The 16,585-nt window shown below is 66.3% G+C and carries 17 protein-coding genes and 1 rRNA gene; 5 read left to right on the forward strand and 13 right to left on the reverse strand.

What is annotated here, in order from left to right:
* The first annotated feature begins 71 nt into the window (after positions 1-71).
* A complete protein-coding gene (locus tag CVV72_RS22860) occupies positions 72-983 on the forward strand; it encodes a hypothetical protein (protein WP_219154066.1) in 912 nt (303 codons plus the stop codon).
* Between the two features lie 3 nt (positions 984-986).
* Here CVV72_RS22860 and CVV72_RS22865 read toward each other — a convergent pair whose 3' ends face one another.
* The 6 genes from CVV72_RS22865 to CVV72_RS22890 form a co-directional block, all read right to left on the reverse strand.
* On the reverse strand, positions 987-1,166 hold the full coding sequence (locus tag CVV72_RS22865; RefSeq protein ID WP_219145742.1) for a hypothetical protein: 180 nt from the start codon (positions 1,164-1,166) through the stop codon (positions 987-989).
* Positions 1,163-2,032 (reverse strand): bifunctional 2-polyprenyl-6-hydroxyphenol methylase/3-demethylubiquinol 3-O-methyltransferase UbiG, encoded by an 870-nt coding sequence (locus CVV72_RS22870; RefSeq protein ID WP_219145743.1) that lies wholly within the window; start codon positions 2,030-2,032, stop codon positions 1,163-1,165. Before CVV72_RS22870 ends, CVV72_RS22865 begins: the two co-directional genes overlap by 4 nt.
* A 104-nt stretch (positions 2,033-2,136) precedes the next feature.
* The gene (locus CVV72_RS22875; protein WP_219145744.1) at positions 2,137-2,388 is read right to left on the reverse strand and encodes a hypothetical protein; all 252 of its coding nucleotides are present in this window, start codon (positions 2,386-2,388) and stop codon (positions 2,137-2,139) included.
* Positions 2,385-2,768 carry a WhiB family transcriptional regulator gene (locus CVV72_RS22880; protein WP_007033873.1) on the reverse strand — a complete coding sequence of 128 codons (384 nt, stop codon included), beginning with the start codon at positions 2,766-2,768 and terminating at the stop codon, positions 2,385-2,387. The genes CVV72_RS22875 and CVV72_RS22880 overlap by 4 nt, the downstream gene beginning before the upstream one ends.
* A gap of 167 nt (positions 2,769-2,935) precedes the next feature.
* A complete protein-coding gene (locus CVV72_RS22885; RefSeq protein ID WP_219145745.1) occupies positions 2,936-3,202 on the reverse strand; it encodes a hypothetical protein in 267 nt (88 codons plus the stop codon).
* A gap of 216 nt (positions 3,203-3,418) precedes the next feature.
* Positions 3,419-5,506, reverse strand: coding sequence for an ATP-dependent DNA helicase UvrD2 (locus tag CVV72_RS22890; protein ID WP_219145746.1), 2,088 nt, complete (start codon positions 5,504-5,506; stop codon positions 3,419-3,421).
* Positions 5,507-5,569: 63 nt separating this feature from the next.
* Between CVV72_RS22890 and CVV72_RS22895 the strand changes: the two genes are divergently transcribed.
* On the forward strand, positions 5,570-6,298 hold the full coding sequence (locus CVV72_RS22895) for a DUF4191 domain-containing protein (protein WP_219145747.1): 729 nt from the start codon (positions 5,570-5,572) through the stop codon (positions 6,296-6,298).
* Between the two features lie 548 nt (positions 6,299-6,846).
* Positions 6,847-7,356: a hypothetical protein gene (locus CVV72_RS41770; protein ID WP_255632226.1), complete on the forward strand. Its 510-nt coding sequence runs from the start codon at positions 6,847-6,849 to the stop codon at positions 7,354-7,356.
* A gap of 61 nt (positions 7,357-7,417) precedes the next feature.
* Here CVV72_RS41770 and CVV72_RS22905 read toward each other — a convergent pair whose 3' ends face one another.
* On the reverse strand, positions 7,418-7,903 hold the full coding sequence (locus CVV72_RS22905; protein ID WP_198935837.1) for an RDD family protein: 486 nt from the start codon (positions 7,901-7,903) through the stop codon (positions 7,418-7,420).
* Between the two features lie 172 nt (positions 7,904-8,075).
* Between CVV72_RS22905 and glnA the strand changes: the two genes are divergently transcribed.
* A complete protein-coding gene (glnA, locus tag CVV72_RS22910; protein ID WP_007033879.1) occupies positions 8,076-9,500 on the forward strand; it encodes a type I glutamate--ammonia ligase in 1,425 nt (474 codons plus the stop codon).
* Positions 9,501-9,590: 90 nt separating this feature from the next.
* Here glnA and CVV72_RS22915 read toward each other — a convergent pair whose 3' ends face one another.
* The 5 genes from CVV72_RS22915 to CVV72_RS22935 form a co-directional block, all read right to left on the reverse strand.
* Entirely contained in the window at positions 9,591-10,025 is a 435-nt protein-coding gene (locus tag CVV72_RS22915; protein WP_020633826.1) for a thioesterase family protein, read from the reverse strand.
* Between the two features lie 127 nt (positions 10,026-10,152).
* Positions 10,153-13,125, reverse strand: a complete 2,973-nt coding sequence (locus CVV72_RS22920) for a bifunctional [glutamine synthetase] adenylyltransferase/[glutamine synthetase]-adenylyl-L-tyrosine phosphorylase (RefSeq protein ID WP_219145749.1) — start codon at positions 13,123-13,125, stop codon at positions 10,153-10,155.
* Positions 13,126-13,231: 106 nt separating this feature from the next.
* The gene (locus tag CVV72_RS22925) at positions 13,232-14,350 is read right to left on the reverse strand and encodes an anion permease (protein ID WP_370641968.1); all 1,119 of its coding nucleotides are present in this window, start codon (positions 14,348-14,350) and stop codon (positions 13,232-13,234) included.
* A gap of 105 nt (positions 14,351-14,455) precedes the next feature.
* A complete protein-coding gene (locus CVV72_RS22930; RefSeq protein WP_219145751.1) occupies positions 14,456-15,211 on the reverse strand; it encodes a type 1 glutamine amidotransferase in 756 nt (251 codons plus the stop codon).
* 85 nt (positions 15,212-15,296) lie between these two features.
* Complete coding sequence (locus CVV72_RS22935; protein WP_219145752.1) at positions 15,297-15,749, reverse strand: rhodanese-like domain-containing protein; 453 nt, start codon at positions 15,747-15,749, stop codon at positions 15,297-15,299.
* Positions 15,750-15,856: 107 nt separating this feature from the next.
* On the opposite strand from CVV72_RS22935, the gene CVV72_RS22940 reads away from it, so the two are divergent.
* Positions 15,857-16,303 (forward strand): Lrp/AsnC family transcriptional regulator, encoded by a 447-nt coding sequence (locus CVV72_RS22940; RefSeq protein ID WP_219145753.1) that lies wholly within the window; start codon positions 15,857-15,859, stop codon positions 16,301-16,303.
* A 127-nt stretch (positions 16,304-16,430) separates the two neighbouring features.
* On the opposite strand, the gene rrf is transcribed toward CVV72_RS22940, so the two are convergent.
* Positions 16,431-16,547: ribosomal RNA gene (gene rrf / locus CVV72_RS22945) — 5S ribosomal RNA — on the reverse strand.
* Positions 16,548-16,585 lie beyond the last annotated feature (38 nt).

Genomic DNA, 16,585 nt, shown 5'->3' on the forward strand with positions numbered 1-16,585 from the left:
CGGAAGTGGTTCCACCCGGTCGGCCCAGCGGTCATCCTCGATTCATGACCACTACACGAAGCGCCCGACTCATAGCGCTCAGTAACACCAGCGAATCCGGGATCGTCACCAGCCGCGAGCTGCGGCAGGCGGGTATCACCGCGCGCTACGCCGCGAAGCTCTGCGGTCCTGGCGGACCTTGGCGAAGGCTGATGCCGGGCGTCATCCTGTTGCGCGACGTCGCCCCCACCCGGCTTCAGCTGCTACAAGCCGCTGTCGCACGGTTCGGGCCGGAGGTCGTGGTGACAGGTGCCGACGCGCTACGCGCACGAGGTGTCGGCTGCCCGTTGACACGAGAGGTCCATCTCCTGGTCCCCGACTATCGGCGCGTGCCGGCGGAACCCGGCATGCTGCCACGAAGAACCACCCGGATGCCGCCGCCGACCACGATCGACGGTGTTCCGTTCGCCCCACCGGCCCGGGCAGCGCTCGATCTCGCCCGGCTGGAGCTCGACCCCGCGCGCATCGACGAGCTGATCTCGCTGCCGCTGTATTGGGGCCTGTGCACGCTCGATGAACTCAACGAGGAGCTCGATTCCGGTAACCGGCGAGGTTCGGCCGCGGTGCGCGCGGCTCTGCGGCGGGTCGACCCCGAAGAGACGTACGCGCATGGGCTGGCGAAGAAGGTCCTCAGCGGCTGCCCGCTGCCCGCGCCGTCGTGGAACACGACACTCTGCGACAGGCGAGGGCGCCCCATCGGCACCGCCGACGCCTGGTGGGACGACATCGGCATGGCGTGGCAATTCCGGGCACTGAAGGAGGGCGCCGCGAATTTCCACCCGCTGGCACTGACCGCGACCGGGACCGTTCTGGTGCGCTGCACCATCGACCAGCTGAAGAAGGTTCCGCTGGAAGTCGCGGCAGAACTCGTCAGGGCGTTCGGCGAAGCGACTCGGACGCCGAGGCCGAAAGTCCGTACGATCGGCCGGATCGACGCCGCCTGAAACTCACCAGTACTCGTCCGGCAGCTTTCCTTCGATGTCGCGGGTGTGGCGGCGAGCGCAGGCGGGGCACATCCAGCGCACGACGTTCTTCTCGCGAGTGGAAACCCAGGCGAGTGTCTGCGCGGGCTCCTCGTCGCCACCGCGGATCCGGCCGCACAACGAGCAAGTGGCCTGGTCACTCACGATCGACGTCCACAATGGACGGTCTTTGCCCCTTGCAGGAACAGGTCCCCGCGAGCGCCCAGGTAGCTGGGGTGCGCCGGATCCACGAGTGCGGCCGCGGTCTTGTGGTCGTCATCGCCCAGGCGATCACCCGCGACCTCGGTCAGCCAGGTCACCCGCTCGATGACGAACTCGCGAAGCAGCTCCGGGCCCGGTGCCGGGTGATGGATGAGCACTCCGAAAGAGTCGACGTCGGCGAGGCCGGCTCGCTGCAGCGCGATGTTCCAGCCGTAGGGCATGGAAGCGGAGCCGGGGATTCCTGCCCGCATCTCGGCGAACCACTCGCCGCGAGCGGCGAGGAGCCTTTCCTCGAGCCCGGGGCGGCCGATGCCGAGCTCCCAGGGGAGACAGTTGAAGTCCAGGCCGCCCTCGGAGATGGCGACCAGTCCGCCGGGGCGGGCGAGCCGGGCGAGGGTATCGATGGCCGACTGCTGGTCGGGCAGGTGGTGGACCACTCGGGAAGCCCAGACCAGGTCGGCGGCAGGGAGCTTGGCCGGCAATCCGTCGTCAGCCACGTCGGCATGGACCGTCTCGACGACGGCCCTCTCCCCTGCGGCCGCGCTGACGGCTCGGTGCGCTTCGGCGAGCAGTTGTTCGGTCGCGTCGACCAGCACGATCTTGGCGCCGATGGAAGCGAGCTCCTCGGCGAAGAGCACACTCATCCCGCCCGCGCCGCAGCCGACGTCGAGGACAGTCGGACCCTCCGGCATGCCCTCGAGCAGCCGCCGGGCCGCTGCCCGCATCGGCTCGGCATCGAGCGCCTCGGCCATGCGAAGCGAGCGAAGCCGATCAGACCAGTCGATGTCGTCATGCGTGTGTACGGCCATTCCCCCAGTGAACACCACGCCGAGCCGCATCACGTCCCAAAAGGGAGCGGGGGACCTTTGCTGTCGCGGCGCGATAGCAAAGGTCCCCCGCTCCCCCCGAGTGGTCAGGCCTGAAAGCGCTCGGCTCGCCGGGTCGCCCAGCGGGCGACCTTGGTCCACCTGCGCGCGGCGCGTGGACCGCTCCGAGCCCGCTGCGCGCGGACTCCCTCCTCGAGGTCTCGTATTCGGGCCCTGGACAGTTCTTCATAAAGCAACATTTCGCTGGTCTCCTCGACCTTGATCTCGTTCAATTCGGCCGGCGCGTGAGTTCCCGTCAGCGCCTCGTAATCCCTGGTGGTGATGAGTTCGACGGTCATGCCGCGGCGCTCCGCTCGACCTTGCGCGCGACGGGGCGAGCCTCGGCGGCGGGCTCGACGACCGGGTTCTTCCGGGGGCGGCCACGGGGCCGCTTCCGCGCGACGACAACGCCACGCTCGAAGATTTCGCCACCCCAGACGCCCCACGGCTCACGCCGCGAAAGAGCGCCCGCGAGGCAGGCGGAACGGACCGGGCAGTCGGCGCAGAACGCCTTCGCCCGCTCGAGCTCTGCCGGCGACTCGGCGAACCACAGGTCCGCGTCGCCCGAACGGCAGGGAAGCATCGACTCGGGCGAGTCGATGGCGTCGAGCAGGTCGACGACGCCTGCGTCGGCGAAGGGCAGGGCCTCCCCCGGCGCGAAAGCTATGGCCGATGACATAAGTGCACTCCTCTGTGCCGTAACGGATTTCGTACTCACGGTGGAACTGGACAACGCTGAACCCCAATTAGGTTGTGCAGCCAACTTGTTTGTGCAGCAAAAAACACGAAGGCCGCGGATCCGGTAACCGGTTCCGCGGCCTTCGTGAGCCTCTGATCCTGACTAGGTCAGGAACTTCGCTCCCGTTGGGACAACGGAACACGGAACTGCTTGATGACCGGCAGATCGACGCCACCGTTCACGTACGCCCCACCGAAGGCGGCAGCGTGCGTGAAGGTCTCGTCGGCGGTAACCCAGCGCCGGTTGAGACGCTGAGTGCCGCGGGCGGCAAGGATGCTCACGGGCATGAAGGTGCCCTGGCGCTGTGCCTGCGGGACTTCCGCGACGCAAGACAGACGGGTGCCAGGGTTCGTGAGCTTCATGTTGATCCTCATTTCACTGACACCACCTTTCTCTGTCGCGCGCGAGCCGCCCTGCGGTCTACGCTGTGTTGTAGAAGTTCTTCCCCAGACCAGGCGCTTCCCGCCCGGTACCTGCAGGTTATTGCCACCGGCCGCACCGGGGCAACTTATTTTCCAGAAAATCCGTCGAAGTTGCGAAGATCGGCTCTGAGCAGCAGGTTCGCCGCGTGGATCAAGCCCGGGACGCGGTCAAGTCTCCACCGAGGCCCGCACGACGTCGAGAACCTCCGCTCCGAAGCGCTCGAGCTTCGTCGCGCCGATCCCGGAGATGGCGCACAAGGCCGTGTCATCGGTCGGTCGCTGCTCGGCGATGGCCACGAGCGTCGCGTCCGTGAAAACGACGAAGGCCGGCACCTTGAGCTCCCGCGAACGCTCACCTCGCCAGGACTTCAGCTTCTCGAGCAGTTGCTCATCCACGTTGGACGGGCACCGGGAGCATCGGCCGAGCTTGATGTCCAGCGTCTCCAGCAGCGGCCCGCCGCATACCCGGCACCGGGCCTTGCTACCGGTCTGCTTCGGCTGCTGCGACCGGGCGACCCTCGCCGCCGGGTGATCTTCAGGGATGAGGCCGTAGAGGAACCTGCTACGTCGCCGGTTACGGCGGTTTCCCGACGTCCTGGCCAAGGCCCACGACAGCGAGAGATGCACTCGTGCACGCGTGACGCCGACATAGAAGAGGCGGCGCTCTTCCTCGATGGCCGCGTCGTCGCCGTCGGCATGGAGGATCGGCATGGTCCCCTCGGCGAGCCCCACGAGGAACACGGCGTCCCATTCGAGACCTTTCGCCGCGTGAAGCGAGGCCAGGGTGATGCCCTCCACCGTCGGCGGATGCTGCGCTGTCGCCCGCTGTTCGAGCTCCGCCACGAATCGAGGGAGATCCGCATCTTCCACAGTGGAAGCCAGTTCCTCGGCCAGCTCGACGATCGAAAGAAGCGCGTCCCACCGCTCTTTCGCCGCGCCTCCGGCGGGAGGCTGGTCGGTGAGCCCCACCTTCGCGAGGACGGAGCGAACGCGGGTCACCAGCTCTCCGGTGTAGGCGTCGGTCGACGCCATCCGCAGCGCCGACATGGCCTGCCGGACCTCGGCCCTGGCGAAGAACCGCTCGCCGCCGCGGACCAGGTAAGGGATGCCCATCTCCGCCAGAGCCTGCTCGTAGGCTTCGGACTGGGCGTTGACGCGGTAGAGCACCGCGATCTCGCTGGCCGCCACTCCGCTGTCGAGCAGATCGCGGATTCTGCGCGCGACAGCCGCGGCCTCGGCGGTCTCGTCGTCATACTCGGCGAACCGCGGTGGTGGCCCGGAGGGACGCTGGCCGATCAGCTTCAACCTCGACCCCGCGGGACGACCGCGCGCGGCGCCGATCACTTGATTGGCGAGAGCCACGACCTCCGGAGTCGACCGGTAGTCCCGCTCGAGCCTCACGACCGTCGCCTCGGGGAACCGCCGAGTGAACTCCAGGAGCGGCCGGGGAGAAGCACCACCGAACGAATAGATGGTCTGGTTGGCGTCGCCGACGACGGTCAAGTCGTCACGGCCGCCGAGCCAGGCGTCGAGCAGCCGCTGCTGCAGCGGGGTGACGTCCTGATACTCGTCGACGACGAAGCAGCGATAGCGCTCGCGGAACTCCTGGGCCACCACCGTGTGTTCCTCGAGGACGGCCGTGGTGTGCAGGAGCAGGTCGTCGAAGTCGAGGACCTGCGCGGCGTTCTTGACCTTCTCGTAGTTGCGGTAGACCTCCGCGACCTGCGAGGCGGGCGCCGGCGTGTCCCGCTGTGTCCGTGCGGCTACCGCCGGATAGTCGTCCGGCGATACCAAAGAGGCCTTGCTCCACTCGATCTCACTGGCGAGGTCACGCAGCAGTTCCGTCTCGGTGCCGAGACCGGCCCTCGTGGCGGCTTGGCTGATGTAGCGAAACTTGTTCTCAAGCAGCTCCCAAGGCCGGTCCCCGACGACCTGAGGCCAGAAATACCGCAGCTGACGACGGGCGGCGGCGTGGAACGTGAGCGCCTGGGCGGCGTCCACACCCAGCCCTCGGAGACGCGTGCGCATCTCGCCCGCGGCGCGGGTCGTGAAAGTGACGGCGAGGACCTGACCAGCGGCGACGTGGCCGGAACGGACCAGGTGGGCGATGCGGTGTGTGATCGTCCGGGTCTTGCCTGTCCCCGCTCCCGCGAGGACGCAGACAGGCCCCCTCGGCGCGCAGGCGGCGGCACGTTGCTCGGGATCGAGCCCATCGAGCAGGCCTGGACGACTCTTCGGGGACGCTGCGCTAACCACGTCCCGATCCTCGCAGAGGGCCCGACGGGATCGGCGCAGGGCACGCGGCCGTATCCTGGTCACATGGCGGGAAAGCAGGACAAGGAAGCAGCGAAGCTGGCCAAGGAGGAGAAGCGTGCCGCGAGCAAGGCTCGCCGCGGGCAGATCTTCGAGGCCTTCAAGATGCAGCGCAAGGAAGACAAGGCGCTCATCCCCTGGATGGTCGGATCGCTCCTGGTCATCACCGGTGTCGTGTTCGGCATCGGGTTCATCTTCGACGTCCACTGGGTAGTGCTGCCGCTGGGCATCCTGCTCGGCGCGCTCGCCGCTGTGATCATCTTCGGCAGGCGGGTCCAGAAGACCGTGTACTCGAAGGCCGACGGCCAGCCGGGTGCCGCGGCCTGGGCGCTCGAGAACATGCGGGGCCGCTGGAAGGTGACGCCGACCGTGGCGGCCACCACTCAGCTCGACGCCGTGCACCGAGTGCTCGGTGGTCCCGGTGTCGTGCTCGTCGCCGAGGGTGCGCCGCACCGCGTGAAGTCCCTGCTCGCGCAGGAGAAGAAGCGTGTGTCCCGTCTGATCGGTGAGACTCCGATCTACAACGTGATCATCGGCAACGAAGACCAGCAGGTACCGCTGAAGAAGCTGCAGAGCCACCTGATGAAGCTGCCGCGCAACCTGAAGCCCGCTCAGGTCGACGCGTTGGAAGCGAAGCTCGCCGCACTCGGCAGCCGCGGTGCCGCCATGCCCAAGGGCCCGATGCCCGCCGGCGCGAAGATGCGCAACGTCCAGCGCACCATCCGTCGCCGCTGACAAACGAGGATCAGGGGTCCTTTGCTACCGCCGCGTGCGGTAGCAAAGGACCCCTGATGCGTCTCTGGACAAAAACTGTCGGTGGGTGGTCGCATGATCACTGAGTGGACCGAACCTCGAGCGCCCGGCAGAAGGCGCTGGCAGCGATGTTCCCGGACGGCGTGGCCGCCCGGGCGAAACTTGTCGCCCTCGGGCACTCCCATTCCTCGATCTCGCGCCGTTGCCGCGAAGGCGGCCCGTGGCGCCGTCCGATACCCGGTGTCATCCTCCTGACCAGTGCCCCGCCGACCAAGCACCAGCTCTTGAAAGTCGCACTGACTCATGCGGGTCCGGATGCGATGCTCACCGGAGTACAAGCCGCCAGGTTGTACGGCGTCCGAAGACTTCCGCCAGAAAGACGGGCGCACACTCTGATCCCTCACCGGAGCAAGGTCGCCACGTGGGGATTCGCCGTCGTAGAACGAACGATCCACCTCCCGGAACCAGTGGAGATCGCCGGGCTGCCTGTCGCTCCTCTAGCCCGAGCCCTGATCGACGCGGCTCGACGCATGGACGAACTGAAGGCGGTGCGGGCGATGATCCACGACGCCGTCCATCGCGGGCTCTGCACCCCGGAGGAACTTCGAAACGAGCTGGCCCAGGCCAGCACGATCGGCTCGGCGCTCCCTCGAATAGTCGTCAACGCTCTCCAGGACGGCGTCGACTCCGCCGTCGAGCAGTGGCTGGAGGCTGCAGTCGAGCGCAGCGGTTTGCCAAAACCCGTGTGGAAAGCAGAGCTAAGAACTCCGGACGGAGTGGTTATCGGGAGCGCCGATGCGTGGTGGCCGCAGGTCGGCGTCGCGCTGCAGGTCCGCTACGACGAGGTCGCTCTCGAACCGGACAAGGTGTCCGAGATCCCAGCCCTGTCCGCTCCAGGCCTCATCGTCGTCCAGGTGAGTCCGGCACAGCTACGTGACGAGCCACTGGTGGTCATCCAAGACCTGCGAGCAGCTCATCGCCGCGCCCGACAACGACCCCCTCCAGATCTCGGGAGCGTGCCTGCGGCGCCGGCTGCCTGACGACCGCCGGTCCGGCAGCCGATCCTCCGGCGAGAGCAAAGGTCCCCTGCTCCCCCTGAGGTCATCGCATGCGGATCACCACGGTTCCGGTCAGCCGGTCGAGCCAGCTTCGCCCGTCGATGTTACGGATCGCGGCCGGAATGATCACGAAGGTCAGCGCACCCCGCACGACGGCACGCCATATCCCGACCATTTGCGCGCCGTCGAGCCTGGCGACGCGAATTCCGACCACTGCCATGCCAGGAGTGAACCCGAAGAAGGCGGCGGGAATGACCGTGATCGCCGCCCAGACCCCGACCGACCAGAGATTGAAGGTCTGCATGACCGCCGGATCCTGAAGGCTGGGAGTCACAAAGAGGGTGGTGACCAACGAGGCGAGAACCAGGTCGATGAGCAGGCCGAGAAGGCGAGCGCCGCCGCCCGCTACCGAGCCGACACCCGATTGGGGCAAGCCGAGTCGCTCACCACGCCACCGCTGCGTACCCTCGCCACCGGCCGTCGTCTCATCGCCAGCCCCGGGCAGCCATTCTCCGGTCCATCTCGCCACCCATCCAGGGTATGCCGGTGGCGCTGGCCACATTCGCCCTGGTCGACTACCCGATATCGCCGCCCCGTTAACACCGGCGAAACATACGGGTGACGGTCGGGCAACACCGCGCTCTTAGCGTGAGCCGAAGAGAGTACTGCCGCCGGCAACGAACGAGAAGGAGTCACCGAGGGTGCCCACTACTCCAGACGACATTCAGCGCCTTATCGCCGACGAGAACGTAGAGGTCGTCGACGTCAGGTTCTGCGACCTGCCCGGCGTTATGCAGCACTTCACCGTTCCGGCGAAGGCGTTCAACGAGGAAGCCTACGAAGAAGGCCTCGCCTTCGACGGCTCCTCGGTGCGCGGGTTCCAGTCGATCCACGAATCCGACATGCTGCTCCTCCCGGACCCCGAAACGGCTCGTATCGACCCGTTCCGCAAGGCGAAGACGCTCTCGCTGAACTTCTTCGTGCACGACCCGTTCACCCGCGAGGCGTACAGCCGCGACCCGCGCAACATCGCGCGCAAGGCCGAGCAGTACATCTCCGAGTACGGCGTCGCGGATAACGTGTTCTTCGGCCCCGAGGCCGAGTTCTACATCTTCGACTCGATCCGGTTCGACTCGGCCGAGCACGCTTCGTTCCACGAGATCGACTCCGTCGAGGGCTGGTGGAACACCGGTGCCGACGTGCCGGGCGGCAACCAGGGTTACAAGACGAAGTTCAAGGGCGGCTACTTCCCCGTCCCGCCGGTCGACCACTTCGCCGACCTGCGCGACGAGATCGTCCGTAACCTGCAGGGCTCCGGTTTCGAGATCGAGCGCGCGCACCACGAGGTGGGCACCGCTGGCCAGACCGAGATCAACTACAAGTTCAACACGCTGCTGCACGCTGCGGACGACCTGCAGCTGTTCAAGTACATCGTGAAGAACACCGTGTTCGCCGCCGGCAAGACCGCGACCTTCATGCCGAAGCCGCTCGCCGGCGACAACGGCTCGGGCATGCACTGCCACCAGTCGCTGTGGAAGGACGGCACGCCGCTGTTCCACGACGAGTCGGGGTACGCGGGTCTGTCCGATACCGCCCGCCACTACATCGGCGGTCTGCTCAAGCACGCCCCGAGCCTGCTGGCCTTCACCAACCCGACCGTCAACTCGTACCACCGGCTCGTGCCGGGCTTCGAGGCCCCGGTCAGCCTGGTGTACTCGCAACGGAACCGGTCGGCCTGTGTCCGTATCCCCATCACGGGCAACAACCCGAAGGCCAAGCGCGCCGAGTTCCGGTGCCCGGACTCGTCCGGCAACCCGTACCTCGCGTTCTCGGCGATGATGATGGCCGGTCTCGACGGCATCAAGAACAAGATCGAGCCGCCGGAGCCCATCGACAAGGACCTCTACGAGCTTCCGCCGGAGGAGGCTCAGAACGTCAAGCTCGTCCCGGGCGACCTCGGCGCGGTTCTCGACACGCTGGAAGCCGACCACGACTACCTGCTCGAGGGTGGCGTGTTCACTCCCGACGTGATCGAAACGTGGATCTCCTACAAGCGTGAGAACGAGATCGACCCGCTGCGGCTGCGTCCGCACCCGTACGAGTTCTCGCTGTACTACGACGTGTGATCGTGCGGTAAGAAACACCAAGAGCACGCCGGTGGTGAGGTGCGGAAGCGCCCTCACCACCGGCGTTTCTTATTGGGCCGGGTAGTGCGGCTACTCCGAAGTGGAAAGGACCTTCAGATCGACGCCCGCTCGCTCGATACGGCCACGTGGATCGTCCACCAGTTTGCGTCGCTCGAGATCCATCAACCCCAGCGTGCACGTGATCTCAGCGGAGAGGGTGCCGTCGACCTTGTAGATGTTCGAGTCCATGTGGAAGGTCTTGCCGGTGCCGAACTTGGCGTCGCAGGTCACGTCGACGACATCACCGGCCCGAAGCTCGCGTCGGAACACGATGTGGGATTCGAGCAGCACGAAGGCAAGATTCGCATCGCGCATACCCGAGTTGAGGCCACCTGCGAGCTCCATCAACTCGAGCCTGGAGACCTCGCCGTATGAGTGGTAGACGGCGTGGTTGAGATGGCCGAGGGTGTCCAGCTCGTAATGACGCACCTTGATCCGGGTGCGAAACGGCTCGCGCACAGTCACCGGTCCACTGTAAGCGCCACTTACCGTCCGCGACGCGGAGTGTGAGCAAGGGACCTTTGCTGCCGTATCCCCAGCCTGGGCAAGCGACAGCAAAGGTCCCTTGCTCACACTCCGCAGGTCAGAGCGGTCAGCCCTGGTAAAAAAGGGTCTCCACGACCGCATGGGCACGTCGCGTCGTCCGCCGATAGGCGTCGAGGAACTCACCTGGATCGTCATCGGCCGAGTAGCCGAGCACTCGCGCGACAGCGGCGAGGTCACGACCGGAGCTGGGAATCTCGTCGACTGCCTTACCGCGGACCAGCATCCCGGCGTTACGGACGCGCGTCGCCAGCAACCACGCCTCAGTCAGGGACTCGATCTCGGCAGGCTCGGCGAGCCCCGCCTCCGCCGCGGCCTTCAGCGCCTCGATCGTCGAGGTGGTCCGGAGCCCCTCGACTTCGTGCCCGTGACGCAGTTGCATAAGCTGGACTGTCCATTCGACGTCGGCGAGTCCTCCACGGCCGAGTTTCGTATGCCGGGTCGGGTCGGCGCCCTTGGGCATCCGTTCCGTTTCCACGCGCGCCTTGATTCGCCTGATCTCCCGCACGCGGACCGCGTCGAGGCCGGCCTCCGGGTAGCGAATGGGGTCGATCATCTCGATGAACCGTGCACCGAGGTCGTCGTCACCGGCGATGAACCGCGCACGGAGCAGCGCCTGCGATTCCCAGACCTCCGCCCACCGCCCGTAGTAGCTGCGGTAGGACTCGAGGGTTCGCACTAGTGGACCGCTCCGTCCCTCTGGACGGAGATCGGCGTCGACGACCAGTGCGGGATCGGGGCTGGGGGCACCGAGGATCTTGCGAACCGTCTCTGCGACGGAGGAAGCGAACTTCGCTGCGTCGGAGTCCGAAACGCCCTCGGCAGGCTCGCACACGAAGAGAACGTCCGCGTCGGACCCGTAGCCGAGTTCGGCCCCGCCCAACCGCCCCATACCGATGACGGATATCTTCGCGGGGGTCTGGCCGAGCTCGGCCTGGCGCTGGCGAAAAGCAGCCGCCAGGGCACCTTGAAGCACGGCGGCCCACACGCTGGACAGTGCCTCGCAGACGGCTGGGACATCGAGCAGCCCCAGCAAATCCGCCGACGCGATCCGGAGCATCTCGTGCCGGCGCAAGGATCTCGCGGCCGCGACCGCGGCATTCAACCCCGGCTGTCGCCGCACGGTGGCTCGCAGCGAAGTGGCGACCTCCGCCGGAGTACGGCCGGACAGCCTCGCTGGGTCACCGAGCAACTGCAGCACTTCCGGCGCTCTCGCCAACAGGTCGGGAACCAGACGTGACGTGCCGAGCAGAAATGCGAGCCGCTCGACGACGGCACCCTCGTCCCGAAGAACCCTGAGATACCAAGGCGTTTCTTCGAGTGCTTCCGATACCTTCCGATAGGACAGGAGGCCACGGTCCGGGTCTGGAGTATCGGCGAGAAGGTCCAACAAGACCGGCAGCAGAGCTTGCTGGATGGCCGCCCGGCGGGACATGCCCGCAGTCAGCGCCTTGATGTGCTGCAGGGCCCCGTCCGGCGCGGCATAGCCGAGTGCGGCGAGGCGGCTCTCGGCTTGTTTCGTAGTCAGCCGTAGTGCTTCGGTCGGCACATTCGCGACCGATTGCAGCAGGGGCCGGTAGAAGAGTTTCTCGTGCAGGCGCCGGATGCTCTGCAGGTGACGGCGAAACTCCGCCACCAACACGTCCCCTTCACTTCTGCCCCGGACCGGCCGCACGCCGCTCGCTCTCGCGATCGTTCGCAGCTCGCTCACGTCCGAAGCCGCAGGGAACAGGTGCGTACGCCGTAGTCGGCGAAGCTGAAGCCGGTGCTCGATGGTCCGGAGGAACTCGTAGGACGATGCGAGCTCCGCAGCGTCCTTGCGGCCGACATACCCGCCGTCCCCCAGGGCAGCGAGTGCGTCCATCGTGGACGGGGAACGCAGCTCGGCGTCGATCCGGCCGTGGACTAGTTGCAGCAGCTGCACGGCGAACTCGACGTCACGAAGGCCGCCGCGCCCCAGCTTGAGCTCACGTTCGGCATGCGCGGACGGCACATGGCCCTCGACGCGGCGCCGCATCTTCTGTACCTCGGGGACGAAATTCTCCCGATCGGCCGCTGCCCACACCTTCGGCGCGACCATCTCCGCGTATTGACGCCCGAGCTCGGCATCGCCTGCGACAGGTCGCGCCTTGAGCAAGGCCTGAAACTCCCAGGTCTTGGCCCACTTCTGATAGTAGGCGGCGTGGCCGTCGAGGGTTCTGACCAACGCGCCGGCCTTGCCCTCCGGGCGCAACGCCGCATCGACCTCGAAACATGCTTTGCCAACCACGCGCATCATCGTGCTGGCCAGCCGCGTGGAGACTGAAAGGTCTCCATCTCCGACGAAGATGACATCCACGTCGCTCACATAGTTCAGCTCTCGACCACCGCATTTGCCCATCGCGATCACGGCCAGGCGTCCTTCGGCGCCGGCACCCACCTCGACCTCCGCGACCAGCAGCCCAACTTGCAGCGCGGACTCTGCCAGCATCGTGAGCTGGGCCCCGATCTCGGCATAGGGCGGCTGGCGGAGGCCAGGTTCGACGAGATGCCCGAGGTCGGCCGCAGCGATTCCGAGTAGAAGTTCGCGGTAGCCGGTGCGAAGTGCATGCTCCGACTCGAGGCCTGTAAGCAGCTCTCCGTCCGGTCGCAAATGATCGAGCAGACTGCTCACATACCGATCTGGGGCGATGTTCTTCTCGCCCTGGAGGATCTTCCAACAGTCGGTATTCGCGACCAGGAAATCCGCGAGCGCGCTCGAAGTACCCAGAACGCCGAGCAACCGGCCGCGGAAGGTGCGGTTGGTACGGAGCGCCTGGTCGAGCTCATTCCAGGCACCAGGGTCGGCTTCCCTGATCCGGTCCAGCCCGCTCAGCGCGAGATCGGGATCCGCGGCACGGGAAAGTGCCGACATCACGTCGGCGGCGGAGCCGTCCGGGCCGGATTCGGTCCACCAACCGGCAGCACGCAGCTGCCCGTCGGCACGGGGGTCGGTGAAGCCGTATCTCGCCACGGAAGCGGTCGGCCTGGCGCGCTCAACCATCGGCCTCCACCGTAGTCGCCCTTACGCCCGAGGCCAGACGGACGCGCAAGGGAGCAAGGGACCTTTGCTACCGCGTTGGGAGCGGTAGCAAAGGTCCCTTGCTCTCCTAAGCAGCGATCCTGCCGACTTCCTGTTCAGGAACGGTCGGGGTGGGACTGGCGAAGCTACCCGCGTTGACCGGGCTCCGCCGTGAAAGAAGGTAGATCCCGATGCCGATCGCCAGGCCCGTGACACCAACGGCGATCGTGCCCACCGTGCCTGTCGAGGTCACGAGACCGGCCGCGGCGCCGACGATGGCAGCGGCGGGAAGAGTGAACAGCCAGGCTGTCACCATGCGCCCGGCTGTACGCCAGCGAACCGGTGATTCGTTTCGGCCTACCCCGGAGCCGACGATGCCGCCGGAGCAGACGTGGGTCGTCGAAAGCGGAAAGCCGAAATTCGTCGAGGCGAGGATGACCGCCGCCGAGCTGGTCTGCGCGGCGAAGCCCTGCGGGCCATCGATATCCGTCAGGCCTTTGCCTAGTGTGAAGGTGATACGCCAGCCACCCAGGTACGTGCCGAGCGCGAGCGCCAGCGCCGCGCTGACGATCACCCAGAGCGGCGGTCCCGCCCCGGCGGGGAGGGCTCCGGCGGTGATCATCGTCAGCGTGATGACGCCCATGGTCTTCTGCGCGTCGTTCGTGCCGTGGGCAAGCGAGACCAGCGAGGCCGAGATGATCTGGCCGACCCGGAAGCCGGCGGTGCGGCCGCGGCGGACGAAGATCCGGTAGACGAAGTACGTCACGATCATCGCGACGAGACCGGCCAGGATCGGCGACAACGCAGCCGGGACCAGCACCTTCTCGACGATCTTTCCGAAATGGACGGAGTCCGTTCCGGCCGATACCCACGTGGCACCGATCAGCCCGCCGAACAGCGCGTGGGACGAGCTGGACGGTAGTCCGACGAACCAGGTGATCAGGTTCCACACGATCGCCCCGACCAGACCGCCGAACACGATCGCCGGCCCGATCTTGGAGTCGTCGACCAGTCCATTGGAGATGGTCTTGGCCACCTCGACCGACAGGAAGGCTCCGACCAGGTTCAGGACCGCGGAGATCGTCACCGCGACCTTGGGACGCAACGCACCGGTGGCGATCGACGTCGCCATCGAGTTGGCCGTGTCGTGGAACCCGTTCGTGAAATCGAAAATTAGGGCCGTGACGACGACGAGCACGACCAACACTGAGGGCTCCACCCCGACCTCCGAACCCTTCGAAATTCCCTTCGCAAGGTACCTGACGGCATGACCCGAGTGTTAATAACCCATACGCATTTGAGACATAGGCCGTTAAGCCATCGGCAATGTACGTTGACGGTCCGCAGCCGGGGCGAGGTCACCGGACACCAGACGGACGAAGCGATGGGCGAACGGCCGCCAGGTTTCGGTGATGTCGGCATGCACCCGAGCGAGGTTTTCCGGGGTCAGTGCGTCCGGCCGGGTGAGTTCTGCCATTTCTGGTGACTGCCGCGCCCAATCCAGGACCACGTCCGGCGTCGTCTCGATGTGGAACTGGACACCGTAGGCACAACGGTCGAATCGGAAGGCCTGGTAGGCGTATCGCGGTGAGGAAGCGAGCAGCTCGGCGCCCGGGGGGAGCCGGGTGATCGCGTCGTTGTGGAACTGCAGGACATCCTGCATGAGTGGCAAGTCCGCGAAGAGCGGGTCTGTCCAAGCAGCGTCCTTCTTGGACACAAGGGCCGGGCCGACCTCGGGCCCTTGATCACCGGTGGCGACGCTGCCGCCCAACGCTGCCGCCAGGAGCTGACCACCGAGGCAAATCGCGAGCGTCGGGATGCGTGCACCCGCGGCTTTTGAAAGAAGCTTCCGCACGTCCGCCAGCCACGGATGATCGCCGTCGTCGTTGGCGCCCATCCCGCCGCCGAGGCATACGACGCCCGCGTACCCATCAAGATCGGCCGGGAGTGTCTGGTCGGGCAGCAACCTGATGTCGAGCTCGGCTCCCGCCTCGGTGAGCCAGTCACCGAGAGGGCCGATCGGGTCTGATGCGTCCGGCTGAATGACGAGCAACTTGGGAGCGGTCACACCACCAGCCTACGACCGACAGGAGAGCGGGGGACCTTTGCTACCGCTCGGGGGCTCGGTAGCAAAGGTCCCCCGCTTACTTTGGTCAACAGGAGCAGCGGGGAGCGGGGGTCGAGGCGATGGCCGGTGACGAGGCGTCCCGGTCAACGGGATAGCCGGCTGCTTGCCAGGCGGTGATGCCTCCGGACAAGCGCTTGACCTTGAAGCCGAACTCCGCGAGTTTGAGTGCTCCCTTGGTCGCGGCGTTGCAGTGGATGCTCTCGCAGTAGCAGACGTAAACGAGTTCGCGGTCCAGCCCGCGGACCGACTCGGGGGTCATCTCCCGGTACGGGAGGTTGATCGCGCCAGGAATGCGAGCTGACGCGAAGGCTTCGGGAGCTCGGGTTTCAACGATCACGTACCCCTGCTGAGCACCAGAGGTGAGGTCCCGGACCAGGTCGTCCGGGTCGACCTCGAGAGCGAGTTCGGCGCGCAGATGCGCGACAGCCGTCGCGCTGTCCAAGGCCGGGAACGTGAGTACGCGGGGTTCGGTCGCCATGCCTCAATCATGCTGACCAGTGATCATCCCCAACATCGGACAATCCAGGTCTTGTCGGCGATTAGCCTGGAGTTTCCTGGTGGACACGACGATCAACTTGGAGTTCTGTGGACCTCGACGATCTCGATTGGCAGCTCCTCGAACTGCTCCAGTCCGACGGCCGATTGACCTTTTCGGAACTCGGTCGGCGTGTGTCGCTGTCCGCGCCCGCGGTGACCGAGCGGGTTCGCCGGCTCGAGGAGAGGGGGATCATCACCGGATACTCAGCCAACGTCGACGTGGCGAAGCTCGGGTTACCGATCGAGGCGGTGGTCCGGGCGAAGGTGCGGAGTTTGGACACGGCTCGCTTCCGCGAAACCATCCTTCCGCTCCCCCAGGTCCTTGACGCCGATCACGTCACGGGTGACGAATGCTGGCTGGTGCGGGTCGCCTGCCGGAGCACCGCGGAGTTGGAAGAACTCGTAGAGCGGATGCAGCGCTATGGGGAGACGACGACTTCGCTGGTCTTCTCGTCGCCCGTGCGCCGACGCGCGGTCGGCCGGCAGAGCTGCTGAGCGGGCCGCTGGAGCAAGGGACCTTTGCTACCACTTGGCGAGCGCGGGTATGAAAAAGGAGGGTCCAGGCGCCGGGAGAACTCGTGGTTCTCGACCGGGGCCTGGACCCTCCCTTTTTTCAAGGTTAGTCCGGCGGTGTCCTACTCTCCCACAACCCTTCGGTTGCAGTACCATCGGCGCTGTCAGGCTTAGCTTCCGGGTTCGGAATGGGACCGGGCGTTTCCCTGACGCTATAACCACCGAAACACTGTGAAACACCCACACACGCTCACACATTGTGTG

The organism is Amycolatopsis sp. TNS106 (assembly GCF_019330265.1).
Taxonomy (GTDB): domain Bacteria; phylum Actinomycetota; class Actinomycetes; order Mycobacteriales; family Pseudonocardiaceae; genus Amycolatopsis; species Amycolatopsis lurida.